Origin of the sequence: Pseudomonas sp. MIS38, from assembly GCF_019891575.1 — a bacterium.
Taxonomy (GTDB): Bacteria; Pseudomonadota; Gammaproteobacteria; order Pseudomonadales; family Pseudomonadaceae; genus Aquipseudomonas; species Aquipseudomonas putida_A.
Genome location: NZ_JAFLXF010000008.1, coordinates 56,500 through 70,964, shown reverse-complemented (window position 1 = coordinate 70,964; position 14,465 = coordinate 56,500). Strand labels below are relative to the sequence as shown.

At 60.6% G+C, this 14,465-nt stretch carries 10 protein-coding genes; 5 read left to right on the top strand and 5 right to left on the bottom strand.

Annotated features, from left to right (window positions below; translation table 11 throughout):
* Window positions 1-180 precede the first annotated feature (180 nt).
* Window positions 181-1,392, bottom strand: a complete 1,212-nt coding sequence (locus J1G18_RS11530) for a pyridoxal phosphate-dependent aminotransferase (protein WP_003226761.1) — start codon at window positions 1,390-1,392, stop codon at window positions 181-183.
* A 223-nt stretch (window positions 1,393-1,615) separates the two neighbouring features.
* Here J1G18_RS11530 and msrB point away from each other — a divergent pair, with 223 nt between their 5' ends.
* The 3 genes from msrB to J1G18_RS11515 all read left to right on the top strand — a co-directional run bounded on the left by msrB (window position 1,616) and on the right by J1G18_RS11515 (window position 3,056).
* Window positions 1,616-2,011, top strand: coding sequence for a peptide-methionine (R)-S-oxide reductase MsrB (gene msrB, locus J1G18_RS11525; protein WP_027613436.1), 396 nt, complete (start codon window positions 1,616-1,618; stop codon window positions 2,009-2,011).
* Window positions 2,012-2,112: 101 nt separating this feature from the next.
* Window positions 2,113-2,598 (top strand): glutathione peroxidase, encoded by a 486-nt coding sequence (locus J1G18_RS11520; RefSeq protein WP_027613435.1) that lies wholly within the window; start codon window positions 2,113-2,115, stop codon window positions 2,596-2,598.
* A complete protein-coding gene (locus J1G18_RS11515; RefSeq protein WP_027613434.1) occupies window positions 2,595-3,056 on the top strand; it encodes a MarR family winged helix-turn-helix transcriptional regulator in 462 nt (153 codons plus the stop codon). The genes J1G18_RS11520 and J1G18_RS11515 overlap by 4 nt, the downstream gene beginning before the upstream one ends.
* Here J1G18_RS11515 and J1G18_RS11510 read toward each other — a convergent pair.
* Window positions 3,040-5,361 (bottom strand): response regulator, encoded by a 2,322-nt coding sequence (locus J1G18_RS11510; protein ID WP_135296285.1) that lies wholly within the window; start codon window positions 5,359-5,361, stop codon window positions 3,040-3,042. The genes J1G18_RS11515 and J1G18_RS11510 overlap by 17 nt on opposite strands.
* A 165-nt stretch (window positions 5,362-5,526) precedes the next feature.
* On the opposite strand from J1G18_RS11510, the gene J1G18_RS11505 reads away from it, so the two are divergent.
* Window positions 5,527-6,417: an ATP-binding protein gene (locus tag J1G18_RS11505; protein ID WP_027613432.1), complete on the top strand. Its 891-nt coding sequence runs from the start codon at window positions 5,527-5,529 to the stop codon at window positions 6,415-6,417.
* Window positions 6,414-6,896, top strand: a complete 483-nt coding sequence (locus J1G18_RS11500) for a GAF domain-containing protein (RefSeq protein ID WP_123587425.1) — start codon at window positions 6,414-6,416, stop codon at window positions 6,894-6,896. Before J1G18_RS11505 ends, J1G18_RS11500 begins: the two co-directional genes overlap by 4 nt.
* On the opposite strand, the gene J1G18_RS11495 is transcribed toward J1G18_RS11500, so the two are convergent.
* The 3 genes from J1G18_RS11495 to J1G18_RS11485 are packed head-to-tail and all read right to left on the bottom strand — an operon-like array spanning window position 6,897 to window position 14,167.
* Window positions 6,897-9,842, bottom strand: a complete 2,946-nt coding sequence (locus J1G18_RS11495) for an HD domain-containing phosphohydrolase (protein WP_223007689.1) — start codon at window positions 9,840-9,842, stop codon at window positions 6,897-6,899. It abuts the gene before it with no gap.
* Between the two features lie 48 nt (window positions 9,843-9,890).
* The gene (locus J1G18_RS11490) at window positions 9,891-13,532 is read right to left on the bottom strand and encodes a transporter substrate-binding domain-containing protein (RefSeq protein ID WP_223007687.1); all 3,642 of its coding nucleotides are present in this window, start codon (window positions 13,530-13,532) and stop codon (window positions 9,891-9,893) included.
* Window positions 13,533-13,540: 8 nt separating this feature from the next.
* On the bottom strand, window positions 13,541-14,167 hold the full coding sequence (locus J1G18_RS11485; RefSeq protein WP_098964885.1) for a response regulator transcription factor: 627 nt from the start codon (window positions 14,165-14,167) through the stop codon (window positions 13,541-13,543).
* Window positions 14,168-14,465: the final 298 nt, after the last annotated feature.

The window sequence follows — 14,465 nt, the reverse complement described above, 5'->3', positions numbered from 1 at the left end:
GTCATTGCCCACGGCCAAAACCGAAAGGGATGACAGCCAGCCGCTACCCGCCGCCACTGCGCCAGAGGCGGGTGGGCCCTATGAATCGCAAGTGTAGAAGGCGCAGCGAGGCGGGGAGAGCAGAAGTGTTGCTGAATCAGACAGTGCGCAACGTTCGGGCCGTTGCGCACCGTTGACCGGTTACTGGCGGTAGGACTTGAGGAAGTTGCCGATGCGGCCGATGGCCATCTCGAGATCGTCGACGCGGGGCAGGGTTACCACGCGGAAGTGATCCGGCCACGGCCAGTTGAAGGCCGTGCCTTGCACCACCAGCAGCTTCTCGGAGAGCAGCAGGTCGAGGACGAATTTTTCGTCGTTGTGGATCGGGCAGACTTTCGGGTCGATCCGCGGGAACGCATACAGCGCGCCCATCGGCTTGACGCAGCTGACGCCCGGAATGTCGTTGAGCAATTCCCAGGTGCGGTTGCGCTGCTCCAGCAGGCGGCCCTGCGGCAGTACCAGGTCATTGATGCTCTGATAGCCGCCGAGGGCGGTCTGGATCGCATGCTGACTCGGGACGTTGGCACACAGGCGCATGTTGGCCAGCATGTCGATGCCTTCGATGTAGCTCTGGGCATTGTGTTTCGGCCCGGAGATGGCGATCCAGCCGGAGCGGAAACCCGCCACGCGGTAGGATTTCGACAGACCGTTGAAGGTCAGGCACAGCAGGTCCGGCGCCAGCGAAGCGGTGCAGATGTGCACGGCGTCGTCGTAAAGGATCTTGTCGTAAATTTCGTCGGAGAACACCACCAGATTGTGCGCACGGGCGATTTCCAGCATGCCCAGCAGCACTTCCTTGGAATACACCGCGCCAGTCGGGTTGTTCGGGTTGATGATCACCATGGCTTTGGTGTTCGGGGTGATCTTGGCCTTGATGTCGGCCAGATCAGGGAACCAGTCGGCACCCTCGTCGCACAGGTAGTGCACGGCGTTACCGCCGGCCAGGCTCACGGCGGCGGTCCACAGCGGGTAGTCCGGGGCCGGCACCAGGACTTCATCACCGTTGTTGAGCAGCGCCTGCAACGACATCACGATCAGCTCGGACACGCCGTTGCCCAAGTAGATGTCTTCGATGCCGACGCCTTCGACATTTTTTTGCTGGTAGTACTGCATCACCGCCTTACGGGCGCTGAACAGGCCTTTTGAGTCGCTGTAGCCTTGGGCGGTCGGCAGGTTGCGGATCACATCCTGAAGAATTTCGTCCGGCGCTTCGAAACCAAACGGCGCCGGGTTGCCGATGTTCAGCTTGAGGATGCGCTGGCCTTCCTCCTCCAGACGTTTGGCGTGCTTGAGCACCGGGCCGCGAATGTCGTAGCAGACGTTGGCGAGCTTGTTCGATTTGCTGAACTGCATGGCGATGTGATCCCGAAAATGAACGATCCAGACGGCGGATGGCCAACCGTACTGGGATTCCTGCGTCTTCGCACAGGCGGAGTCTTGCGCCATGGCGCCGAGAATCCGTTTGAATGCGCCCGGTCTGGCTGCCAGACTGGCGTGTGACGAGGCGCAATCATACGTGCCACCCGATCCGTGGAAAAGGTACAGATCGGGCTTTTTCAGCCGCTGAGGTGTGATGATGGAAAAGTTGGAAAAAACCCTGGAAGAATGGCGGGCGATGCTCGACCCCGAGCAGTACAACGTGTGCCGTCTCAGTGCGACCGAACGGCCGTTTTCCGGCAAATACAACGACACCAAAACCGACGGTGTCTATCACTGCGTCTGCTGCAATGAGCCGCTGTTCGACTCCACGACCAAATTCGATTCCGGCTGCGGCTGGCCAAGCTTTTACGCGCCGATCGGCGAAAGCGCCATGACCGAGATTCGCGATACCAGCCACGGCATGATCCGCACCGAGGTCAAATGCGCCCGCTGCGACGCGCATCTGGGTCACGTGTTCCCCGATGGCCCGCCACCGACCGGCCTGCGTTATTGCATCAACTCGGTGTGCCTGAATCTCGAGCCGCGCGAGTAAGCGGACCGGCGACCTGCGGGTCGCCTTTCGGATAATTAAATTGCACACAATTTAATTGCTCGCTATGTTTGGCCTTTCCCGATAACCCGTGGAGCCGTCTCATGAGCGACAACCTGCTGAATATCCCTGTCACCACCATCAAGGGTGAGCAAAAGACCCTGGCCGATTTTGCCGGCAAAGCGGTGTTGGTGGTCAACACCGCCAGCAAATGCGGCTTCACCCCGCAATACAAAGGCCTGGAAGAGCTGTGGCAGACCTACAAGGATCAGGGCCTGGTGGTATTGGGATTCCCGTGCAATCAGTTCGGCAAGCAGGAGCCGGGTAACGAGGGGGCGATCAGCGAGTTCTGTGAGCTGAATTACGGCGTGAGCTTCCCGCTGTTCAAGAAGATCGACGTCAACGGTTCTGACGCGCATCCGCTGTTCGTGCAGTTGAAAAAGCGCGCTCCGGGTTTGCTCGGCTCCGAGGGCATCAAGTGGAACTTCACCAAGTTCCTGATCGGCAAGGATGGGCAACTGGTCAAGCGTTTCGCCCCGACCACCAAGCCGCAGGACATCAGCGGCGAGATCGAAGCCCTGCTCAAATGAACAGCCTGCCCGACGATTCGCTGAAGCTCGACAGTCAGTTGTGCTTCAAGTTGTACGCCGCGTCCCGGGCGGTGATTCGCGCTTACAAGCCGATGCTCGATCAACTCGGCCTGACCTACCCGCAGTACCTGGCGATGCTGGTGCTGTGGGAGTGGCAGGACAGTGCACCGGAGCAACCGACGGTCAAGGCGTTGGGCGAGCGCCTGGCGCTGGACTCCGGCACCCTGACGCCGTTGCTCAAGCGTCTTGAACAATTGCAGTGGGTGCAGCGCCAGCGTTCGGCGCGCGACGAGCGTGAAGTGCATCTGAGCCTGACCGCGCAAGGCCAAGCGCTGCGCGAGCAGGTCGGGCCGCTCAAGGCCCGGTTGTTGTGCGACAGCGGGGTGGATCTTGATCGGCTCAACGATTTGCGCAATGGCCTCGATCATCTGCTGGGGCAGATCAAAGCGCTGACGTAGCCGGCATCCACTGGTCGAGCAGGGCCGCCAGCTCTTCGCGGCGGAACGGCTTGGCCAGGTAATCGCTCATGCCGGCCGCACGGCAGCGCTCGCGTTCCTCGGACATGGCGTTGGCGGTCAGCGCGACGATCGGCAAATGCGGCCAGCGCCCGCTCTGGCGGATCTGCCGGCTCGCTTCGTAGCCGTCCATCACCGGCATGTTGCAGTCCATCAGCACCAGATCGAACTCATCGTGCTCCAGTTGATCCAGCGCCTCGGCACCGTGGGCAGCGACCACCACGTCGCAACCGAGCTTGCCGAGCATGCCTTTGGCCACCAGTTGATTGACCGGATTGTCCTCCACCAGCAGCACCTTTCCGCGCCGCCGGACCGGCTGGCTCTCGAGGCGCGCATCGTTGCTCGTGGTGACATCGGCCAGCAGAATGCGCCGCAGGATCTGGTACAGCGCGTTGCGTGCCAGCGGTCGGGCTTGTTGCTGCAATGGCGCCAGCGCGGCGGCTTCTTCGCCGGGCATGAAACTGCCATAAGCGGTTACGACGAGGATCGGTGCGCTGATGGTCGGGCGCAGACTGAACAGGCATTCCGGGCAATCGGTGATCAGCAGATCGGGTGACAGGCCCAGCAACGGGTCATCCATGGTGCGCTGTTCATAGCTCACGCCCCACACTGGCAACAATGTCTTGAGCAGTTCTGCCAAGCCGCTGCTGGCCGCGGTGATCGCCAGCACCTTGCCGTGCAGTGGCGGCGGCATGACCGCCCGGGTGTGACACGGCAGTGGCAGGTCGGCACAGAACTGACTGCCGAAACCGGCCTCGGAACTGATGGTCAGCCGGCCTTGCATGGCCTCGCACAGGTTGTAGGTCAACGCCAGACCGAGACCGGTGCCGCCGTACTGCCGGGTGATGCCGGCACCGGCCTGGGTGAACGGCTGGAAGATTTTCACCTGGGCATCCTGAGCGATGCCAATGCCGGTGTCGCAGACTTCGATGCGCACCCCGTCCTTGTGGGCGGACAGGCGCACATCGACCCGGCCGAAGCGGGTGAACTTCAGGGCATTGGACAGCAGGTTGCTGACGATTTGCCGTACCCGGGTCGGATCCCCCAGCACCAGCGCGGGGAAGTGCGGGTCGATCAGGCAGGTCAGCTCGACGCTCGGCGCAGCGTTCTGCGACAGCAGGTTGGCGGTGTCCTCGATCAGCGAGCCGAGGTCGAACGGGATGTGTTCGAGCTCCAGTTGCCCCGCATCGAACTTGGACAGGTCGAGAATATCGTTAAGCAGCTCGACCAGCACCTTGCCCGAGTCATGGGCAATCGACAGTTGCTGTTGCTGCTCGGCATTCAGCGGCCCATCGAGGGACAGGGCGATCATCCCCAGCAGGCCGTTGAGCGGGGTGCGGATCTCGTGGCTCATGTTGGCGAGGAATGCCGAGCGCGCTTCGGCCATGTCCAGTGCGGTGCTGCGAGCGACTTCCAGTTCTTCGTTGGACTGGCTGAGCCGGGTGTTGATGGCCTTGAGCTCGGCGGTGCGGGCCGAGACGATGTGCTCCAGTTGCCCGAGGTAATCGGTGAGGCGGTTTTCCGCGTTGCGCCGTTGCTGGATTTCCGTGGCGATGTTGTCGAACTGCTGGTTGGCGACTTTGACCAGTACGCCGATCTCGTCATTGGCGTGGCCAGCCGGACATTCCAGGGTCGTCGGTTCTGCGCTGCGTGCGTCACGCGCGCTGAGTTCCCGGATCAGGCGCACCAGTGGCTTGGTCAGCATCACGTAGAACAGCGCCAACAGGATCCCGGTGAGAATCAGGCTGCGGGCAAAGCCGTTGAGCAGGGTGACTTCGGCGCGGCGCAGAAACCGGCTGCCGAACGCGTAGGTATCGACCTCCAGGCTCAGCGTGCCCAATGATTCCTCGGGCAGGTGGTCGAGGTACAGGCGGTCTTCGAACTGGCGCTTGGCACCGAACAGAAAGTCGCTGATCACCCGGTAACCGCTTTGCAGCTCCGGGCGCTTGACGTTGGCCAGGACGTTGCCGTTGTTGTCGGTCAGTTGCGCCGAGATGATCGCCGGCGAACGCAACAGGCCCAGGGTCAGTTCCTGCGCCAGTTCCGCATCGATGTTGTAGGCGATTCGCGACGCCGGATTGTGGCTGATTTCCAGCAAAGACAGGATTTCACGGTTGATGGAGGCGTCTTCACTGGCATAATCGATGCCGATTTGCAGCAGGCTGAGCAGCGTGCCCAGAACGAACCCGACCAGCACCGTGAATCTGGCTTGCTTGTATGACAGCCGGTGGGTGAATTTGATATCCATGGGGTGTTGAACCACTTCCGTTTCCCTTCGCTGCTCAAGCATAGTCGATCATGTATGGATACCGAGGTTCCCGAAGCGCCTTGTAACAAGGCTTGAACGGGGATTGAGATCTGTCTGTCGTCGCTGGATCGACATCATCACTGTGAACGTGCCCGAGGAGAAGACGTGGATTCCCGATTGAATGCTTTTCTTGAACGCGCCGAGTCGGTTCTGGCGCGGATCGAACCCTTGCTGCCGGCGCCGCGTCCGCTGATCGACTGGGAAACCTGCCTGGCGGCGCGCTGGCAGCGTGACGGGCGCAGCGGCTATTTGCTGCCACTGGAAGTCAGCCTCGACATGCGCCTGTCCGACCTGATCGGTGTTGATCGTCAGTTGGAACAACTGGGCCGCAACACTCAGCAGTTTCTCGACGGCATGCCGGCGAACCATGCGCTGCTCTGGGGCTCGCGCGGCACCGGTAAATCGTCGCTGGTGCGCGCGTTGCTGGCCGAACACGCCAAGGCCGGCCTGCGTTTGATCGAAATCGAGCGCGACCATCTGGCCGACCTGCCGCGCGTGGTCGAGCAGATCGGCAAACTGCCGCAACGCTTCGTGCTGTTCTGCGATGACCTGTCGTTCGAGTCCGGCGAAGGCGATTACCGCGTGCTGAAAAGCGTGCTCGACGGCTCGCTCGAACAGGCCCCGGACAACGTTCTGCTGTACGCCACTTCCAACCGCCGCCATCTGGTGCCGGAAAAGGAAAGCGACAACGAAAACTGGAAACGCGTCGACGGCGAGCTGCATCCGAGTGAGGCGGTGGAAGACAAGATCGCCTTGTCCGACCGTTTCGGCCTGTGGTTGTCGTTTTATCCGTTTACCCAGGAACACTTCCTCAACGTCGTCGAGCACTGGATCGGCCAGTTGGCCGCCAAGGCCGGCTTGAGCTGGCAGCGCGACGAAGAGCTCGACATCCTCGCCGTGCGCTGGGCAACCGGGCGCGGCAATCGCAACGGACGTTGCGCGTACCAATTCGCCCGTTACTGGGTGGGACTGAAATTGCTGGAGCACAAGGCATGATTGATTTGCAACAAAGCGGCCAGGGCCTCGAAGGCTATGGCATGTTGGCCGCACAACTGGAATCGCTGCTGGCGGACGAGCGCGATTTCATCGCCAACGCCGCGCAGTTTTCGGCGTTCCTGTTCAACCAGCTCGACGATTTGAACTGGGCCGGTTTCTACCTCAATCGCAACGAAGAACTGGTGCTTGGCCCGTTTCAGGGGCAGATCGCCTGTGTGCGCATTCCGTTCGGTCGCGGTGTGTGTGGCGCGGCAGCGGCCAGTCGGCAGACCCAGCGCGTTGAAGACGTGCATGCGTTCCCCGGTCATATCGCTTGCGACAGCGCCTCCAACAGCGAGCTGGTAGTGCCGCTGGTCAAGGACGGTCGGCTGATCGGCGTACTTGATCTCGACAGCCCGAAACTTGCACGTTTCGGCACCGCCGATCAGGCCGGAATCGAGCAACTGGCGGCGATTTTCCTGCGTCTGACCGACTGCTGATCAGGCACTCAGGCCAGCCTTGCGCAGCAGGCTGGCCGGATCCACCACATCGATCTGGCGCGGATCGAGAAACCGTGCGGCGTACTGCATGTACACCCCATCGTTGATGAACAGCGCAAACAGCTCGGGGTCGATGTGCGCCTCGCGGGACATGGTGGCCATGATCCCCAGCGCCTCGTTCAAGGATTTGGCCTTCTTGTACGGCCGATCGGCCGCTGTCAGGGCCTCGAAAATATCGGCAATCGCCATCATCCTCGCCGGCAGGCTCATGTCCTCGCGCTTCAGGCGTTTGGGATAACCGCTGCCGTCCATCTTTTCGTGATGCCCACCGGCGATTTCCGCGACGCTGTCCAGGTGCCCGGGGAAGGGCAGGTGGCTGAGCATCAGGATCGTCTGCACCATGTGGTGATTGATGATGTAGCGCTCTTCGCGGGTCAGCGTGCCCCGGGCAATGCTCAGGTTGTACAGTTCGCCGCGATTGTATTTGTAACGCGGCACATCCAGTTTGAACCCCCACGGATTGTCTTCCGGAATCAGTTCGCTGTCGGCGCGTTCGATCAGATGTTCGGGCTTGTCCGCCAGCAGTGGCTCGCTGACTGGCAGATTCGCCGCCGGCGTTTGCGCCTGGCGGCGGTTTTCCTCCCATGACACCCCCAAGCGATCATCGAGGGTGCGCATCCAGCGGCGCTCGGCAATGCGTTCAAGACGTTGCAGATCGGCGGGCGCCATGGCCTCACCGCCCAGATTGCAACGGGCAACGAAGGCAAAGTCGTCATCCAGTTGCGTCAGCGTGGCGTCACGCAGTTCGCTCAGTTGCGCCGCGTTGCCGCCCAGTGCGATCGCCTGCCAGTAACTGATCCAGGCATCGCGCTTGAGCACTTCGAAACGGGTGCGGATTTCGTGGATGCGATCGTTGAGGGTTTCCAGTTTGGTCGCCTTGTCGACGACATACTCCGGCGTCGTGACTTTGCCGCAATCGTGCAGCCAGGCCGCAATGTGCAGGGCTTCCCATTCGTCTTCGCTCGGTTGGTAGCTCTGGAACGCCGGCGCCTGGCTGGCGGCCGCGGCCTGCGCGAGCATCAGGGTCAGTTCCGGCACGCGCTGGCAGTGGCCACCGGTGTACGGGCTCTTGGCGTCGATGGCGCCGGCCAGTAACTGGATGAACGCATCGAGCAACTGTTTTTGCTTCGCTTGCAGGCGCTGACTTTCGATACTCACCGCCGCCGCACCAGACACGGCTTGCAGGAAGCCGATGCGGTCCGGGCGCAGTTTTTCCAGGTCCTGAGCGCTGCCGCTGTCGTTGATCAGCAGAAGCAACAGGCCGATGGTTTCGTTGTGCCGATTACGCAGGCGGATGCCGATCAGGTGGATGCGCGGCGACTGCATGGCCAACAGGACTTTCTGCAAGTCCCCGGCCTGCTCGAAGCCAAGGCTGCTGACCACGTTGTCAGCGTTGATCAGTTGCTGGAACCACGCCGGCCCTTGATCGGCCAGGAGATCCCGGCCCAGCACAGCGAACTCGCCCGGCTCGTGCGAGGCGCCATCAATGACCAGTCCGTAAGGCTCCATCCGGTTGCCATCGCTTTCGCGCAGATAGATCAACCCCGCCTGCGCCTGGGCGATCTGCACCGTTTCGAACAGCACCCTTTGCAGCAGCGGGGCGAAGCGGGTTTCGGCGCAGAGGCTGTCGGTGATGCGGAAGAAACTGGCGAGCGTGTCCTTCATGCGCGCCATCGACAGGCTCAACTGGTCAACCTCCAGCACCGGCGAGCGGCGGGTGACCGGAAAGTTGAAATCGAAACTGCGGATCGCGTCGGCTTCCTTGACCAGCGCGTGCAACGGTTTGACCAGAATCCGCGAGATCAGCCAGCCCAGCGGCAGGCACAGCAGCAAGATCGCCAAGGTGATCAGCGCGCCTTGCCAGCGCATGCGGTAGGCATCGGCAAGCAGTTCGTCCTCGGGCACCAGCAGGGCCATCTGCAAACCTTTCGGCCCGCCTTCCTGCAGGGTGCTGCGGGCGACGATCCAGTGGCGGCCATTGACGTCGAGCCGTTTGCCCGGATGGGCGGTGGACAGCAACGCGTGCAGATTCGGACTGAGGTCGGCCGCTTTGGCCAGGCGTGCGCTGCTGCCGTCGACGATCAGTCGGCTGCTGTCCGGATAGGCCACGGCATTGCCATCGGCATCGAACAACACGATTTCGGTCGAGGGGGTGACCACATGCTTGGTCAAGGTGGCCGAGAGTGCCTCCAAAGTCAGATCGGCACCGATCACACTGGTTGCGCTGCTGCGTCGGGCCAGGGTGGTGCCCACATTGTGCGTGGAGAAAAATACATAGGGTTCGGTGGTGATCTGATCGCCCTGTTGCAGGGCGTTGCTGTACCAGTTGCGGGTACGCGGGTCGTAGCGGTCGTCGGGATTGGTGTCGCGTCCGACAGGCGTCAGCGTCTGGTCGAAGAACAGTGACTGCGACAATACGGTGCCGCTGGCGTCGTGCTCGATGCTCCAGACCTGATAGACCGCTGTTGGTGGTGCCTTGAGCAGGGTTTTCAGCGCGCTGGTGCGCAAGGGCCGGACCATGAAGAAATCGCCGTTGCCGTACCCCAGATACAGCGAGGCGAGGTCGGTGTTGTCCTTGAGCGACTGACTGAACGGCTTGAGCAGCGCCAGACGCTGTTGCAGGTTCGGCGTCTCGGCCGCCTGATTGTCGGCCAGCAGGCTCAGCAGGTGCCGGATCGGTTCGTAGGTTGAATGCAGGTCCAGGCGCACATCCTGTTCGATGCGATTGAACAGGTTTTCACTGCTCGACAGGATGATCCGGGTGGTCTGGCGATAATTGAACAGCCCCAGCACCACGCCTGTGAGCAACAGCAGAAAGGTGAACATGACGCTGATGTGCACGTGCAACGGGAACCGGCGTTGATCCGGGCGCAGTGGGCTGGGCATTGCTGACTCTCCATTGAAGTAAACACACTGCTCAGCGTCCAAGCATAGTTAAGGCTCGGTCATTGTGCTTTCTGCGAACGGTTCCAGTTGTTGCCGCAACGCCTGCTCCAGTTCGAGCATGGCTGCGTCGGTGGCCTCGACGCAGTGCACGATGGTCGGTGCGGGCGTTGTCTGCATGCAGGCCTGTTCCAGCGCATCGCAACAGGCGATCAGACGCGAGGCCTGGGCGATCCGGGCGGCGCCTTTGATCTTGTGGGCGACCAGCGCCACTGCCTGACGATCATTGCAGGGGGCCAGGGCTAATAATTCCTCGCGATCGAGACGGCTGCTCTTGAGCAATTGCGTGAGCAGACGCCGGACTTGCAGCGGGTTGCCGCCAGTCAACTGACTCAACCCGTCAAGATTGAACGCCGGTTCAAGCGTCGCGGGCTGCAGACCATTGATCCAGTGGCTCAGTGCGCTGAGGCTCAACGGCTTGAACAGGCAGTCATTCATGCCGGCCTGTTTGCAGCGCTGTACTTCTTCAGGCTGCGCGTTGGCCGTGAAACCCAGCACGGTACACGGAGGGCGGCCAGTGCGTTGTTCCTGCTGGCGGATCGCCTCGGTCAGTTCGTAGCCGTTCATCAACGGCATGTTGCAGTCAGCGATAACCAGGTCGAATGCACCGGTCTGCCATTTCTCGAATCCACTCCGACCCTCTTCGGCGAGGGTGAATCGGTGCCCGAGGAACTCCAGTTGCTGGCACATCAGCAGGCGATTGGCCGGATGATCGTCGACCACCAGAATGTTCAGTGGTGCAGAGGTTTGCAGCACAGGCTCGGTTTTTGCCGTGGTCACCTGGCACGGTAGCGTTTGCAGCGGCAGTGACAGGCAGACCTGGGTGCCGATCCCCGGCTGGCTGCTCAACTGCAGCTGCCCACCCATCATTTCACACAGGTTGCGACAGATCACCAGCCCCAGGCCTGCGCCGCTGCGAGCTTGCTGCCGGCCACTCTCGGTCTGGGCGAACGGCTCGAACAGGCGTTGTTGATCTTCGATGCTGATGCCGACCCCGGTGTCCTGGATCGTCAACTGAACGAGCGAGCATTGGCCCGGCCCGTTGGGCAGCACATCCAGATTGATCCGCACCTGCCCGGACTCAGTGAATTTGATGGCATTGCTGATCAGGTTCGACAGGATCTGCTTGAAGCGCAACGGATCCAGTTCCACGTCGACCTGCAGCCCGGGCGGATTGATGATCAGCGGCAGGAGGAGGTTTTTCTGGCGGGCGAGGCCGTCGAAGATCCTGACCACCGACGCCACTGTTTCGACCAGATTGACCCGTTCCGGGCTCAGGCTCAGGTGCCCGGATTCGATCCGCGCGATATCGAGAATGTCGCCGATCAGGCCCAGCAGATCCTTGGCCGAGCAGTAGGCGGTTTCAATGGAGGAGCGATCCGGAGCCTGATCATTCATGCGTTTGAGCGTCAGTTCGAGCATGCCGATAATGGCATTCATCGGCGTGCGGATTTCGTGGCTCATGGTGGCCAGAAAGGTACTTTTGGCGCGGTTGGCGTTGTCCGCCTGTTCCTTGGCCCGGCGCAGTTCATCGAACAACTGGCGACGTTCACTGATGTCGATCCAGCCGCCGATGATCCCTTGCACATCGCCACTGGAGTCGCGGTACGGCAGGATCCAGTGGTAGATCGTCAAACGCCGGCCACCGATGTGCAGCGGTCGATCGAGCAGCAGAGGCGTGCCTTCGGCCACCACCCGCTGGTAATCCGCCTGGTAGGCCTGGGCTTCGAAGGCGTTGCTCAGGGTGCCCTGCATGACACTTTTGCCGATCACGTCTTCGCGTTTGGCGTTGAAGGCTTCGAGGTAGCTGTCGTTGCAGCTTTGCAGCAGACCCTGGCGGTCGCGCACGTAGATCGGGTGAGGGGTGCCATTGACCAGTGAACGCATGAATTCGAACTGATCGTTGAGTGCCCGTTCGGCGGCCTGGCGTTGCTTGATCTGGCGACGCATGTAGGCGTTCCACAACAGCGACAGCAATAGCAGCAGGCAGGCCGCGCCGATCAATTGGTAAAACAGGCGCTTGTAGTGATGCCAGTTGCTTTGAGCCGCATTGGAGAAACCGCGCCAGCGACTGTTGATGACCCCCAGTTCCTCCGGTGTGATGCTCAGCAGCGCCTTGTCGAGGATCGAGCCCAGTTCGGCATTGTCACGGGCGCTGGCCAGCGAGAAGGCCGCCTGACGTGTGCCCAGGGTGGTGGTGATCTGCAACTGATGTTCGAAGATCCGCGATGAAATCAGATAATTGGCAATCACCAGCGAGGCGACGGCGCCATCGGCCTTGCCTTCGGCAAGCAAGGTTGCGGCACCGAAAGTGTCGGAGGTTTCGATCAGGTGGATGTTGGGGAATTCGCGGCGCAGGTAATCAGCCATGGGACTGCCTTGGGCAATCGCCAGGTATCGGTTCTTGAGCTGGGTGGGATGTGTCGGGCTGTCAGCGGATTTGCGCGTCAGCAGGACGAAGGAGTTTTCCAGATAGGGACGGCTGAATTGCAGGGTCTTTTCCCGTTGGGGGCTGGGTAGCAACGCGGCGATCAGATCCGCCCGATGTTGATTGATCTGCTCGATCATTTCTCCGTCACTGCGGCTGCGGACCAGTTCGAAGCGCAGGCCGGTACGCAGGCGCAGCAGTTCGAGCAGGTCGGCAGTGATGCCCCGCAGGTTGCCGTCGCTGTCGAAGAATGTCAGCGGCGCGAACGCCTCGTTGACGACGACGCGTAGCACCGGGTGCTGTTTGAGCCACTGTTCTTCGTGGTGGGTCAATTGCAGCTTCTGGTCGGTCAGCAGAATGTCGCTGCCGGCGCTCCAGCGCTTGGCGATGTTGTCCCGTTCGCTGGCCGGTATGGCTTGCAGCACGGTGTTGATGATCGCCAGCAGTTGCGGGTTGTCGGCGTGAACGGCAAAGCTGAAACCGTGGGCTTCCTGTTTGCCGAAATTGGCCATGCGAATGTTGTTCAGATAACCCTTGTTGATCATGTAGTGGGTGGAAATGGTGTCACCCAGAAACACGTCAGCCTGATCGAAAGCCACCGCGTTGATTGCGTTTTGATAGGAGGGATAGGACGTCAGGATGGCTTTGGGATACTGCGCCTTGACCTCATCCTGGGGCAGATAGTGATAGACCATGCTCAGCCGCAGACCGGCCAGGTCTTCAGTCAGCGAGCGGGTCTCGCCTTCGCGGGTAACCAGAACCGGCTGATCGATGGCGTAGGGCGTTGAAAGCAGGATATTTGCGTTACTGGCCTCGAAACCGTTGGCCGTACCGAGCATGTCGACCTGACCTGCAATCAACGCCTGCAAGGCGGCTTCCCGTGAGGCAAAGCGCTGGACCCGGATTGGCAACCCGACAGCCTGTTCGAGCAGACCGGCGTAGTCGGCGGTAAAACCTTCGTAATCACGACCGCTGGCGGTCATGTCGAACGGCGGATAGTCCGGCGCGGAAGTGCCCAGTACCAGTTCGCGGCGACTCTCCAGCCATTGCCGTTGCGCGGGTTCAAGGGACACGGATGGCGCTTCGTGGCCCGAGCGGCTGCGCAGCACATAATCTTGCGCGGTGACGAAGCTGGCATGCACCTGAGTCGTCAGGCACAGGCTGACGCAACATAGGGCGAGACAGATCTTTAAACGACTGGGCATTCAGGCTCTCACACTAGCGCGTTGCGTTTGGCCATCTCGATCAGTTCCACCAGAGATCTGGCCTTGAGTTTTTGCATCAGGCGTTTTTTGTAGGTACTGACTGTCTTGTTACTGAGAAACATGCCCTTGGCTATTTCCTTGTTGGTGCGCCCTTGGGCAAATAATTGCAGGACCATCAGCTCGCGGTCGTTGACGGATTTGAATAACTCCAGTTCGGCATAACGCACGTCGTCGAGGCGTACCGGATTCAATGCCTGGCTGGGGAAATAGTTGTAACCGGAAAGTACCGCCTTGATCGCACTGACCAGTTCACTCAAGTCTTCCACTTTGCAGACATAACCGGATGCACCGGACTGCATGCAGCGAATGCCGAACAGCGTCGGGCATTGCGCCGTCAGTACCAGGGTTTTGAGCGGGGTGCCCATGGCGTTGAACCGGGCGAGAACTTCCAGGCCGTCGAGTTTGGGTATGCTGATATCAAGGATGATCAGGTCGGGCATGCATTCGCGGACCATTTGCATGGCATCGACCCCGTTATCGGTTTCGCCGACGACCTTGTAACCTTCATGCTCGAGCAGCATTCGAACGGCAAGTCGGATGACGGGGTGATCATCGACAATAAAAACGGAGTTCATAATCAAATCCCATACGTGCGCGAATAAAGGGCGCACCTTAGCTCAGATAAATGAGCTGCCGCATGAACTCCCGGGGCTGTTGCGGCAATATAGGATAAGTCCTACGCACTAAAAGGAAACCGACTACGACCAAACTCTGTGTCGCGTAAGGAAGTGTTGTGCTGATTTGTTTATCTGAATGTTTTAAGTTGCTTGTCGAACCTTGAATAAACAAGGTTTTGTTTGCGTAGTTGGCTGTTAAACGGATTTACCTTTCAGTCGATCCGTTTGCCTGAGACCAGAGAACCGGTTCAATCGA

Bases quoted from the DNA above. Each gene is read 5' to 3' on its own strand.
- J1G18_RS11500 (WP_123587425.1), top strand. From the start codon at position 6,414: ATGATTGATTTGCAACAAAGCGGCCAGGGCCTCGAAGGCTATGGCATG.
- J1G18_RS11495 (WP_223007689.1), bottom strand. From the start codon at position 9,842: ATGCCCAGCCCACTGCGCCCGGATCAACGCCGGTTCCCGTTGCACGTG.
- msrB (WP_027613436.1), top strand. From the start codon at position 1,616: ATGGAAAAGTTGGAAAAAACCCTGGAAGAATGGCGGGCGATGCTCGAC.
- J1G18_RS11510 (WP_135296285.1), bottom strand. From the start codon at position 5,361: ATGGATATCAAATTCACCCACCGGCTGTCATACAAGCAAGCCAGATTC.
- J1G18_RS11485 (WP_098964885.1), bottom strand. From the start codon at position 14,167: ATGAACTCCGTTTTTATTGTCGATGATCACCCCGTCATCCGACTTGCC.
- J1G18_RS11490 (WP_223007687.1), bottom strand. From the start codon at position 13,532: ATGCCCAGTCGTTTAAAGATCTGTCTCGCCCTATGTTGCGTCAGCCTG.
- J1G18_RS11530 (WP_003226761.1), bottom strand. From the start codon at position 1,392: ATGCAGTTCAGCAAATCGAACAAGCTCGCCAACGTCTGCTACGACATT.
- J1G18_RS11520 (WP_027613435.1), top strand. From the start codon at position 2,113: ATGAGCGACAACCTGCTGAATATCCCTGTCACCACCATCAAGGGTGAG.
- J1G18_RS11515 (WP_027613434.1), top strand. From the start codon at position 2,595: ATGAACAGCCTGCCCGACGATTCGCTGAAGCTCGACAGTCAGTTGTGC.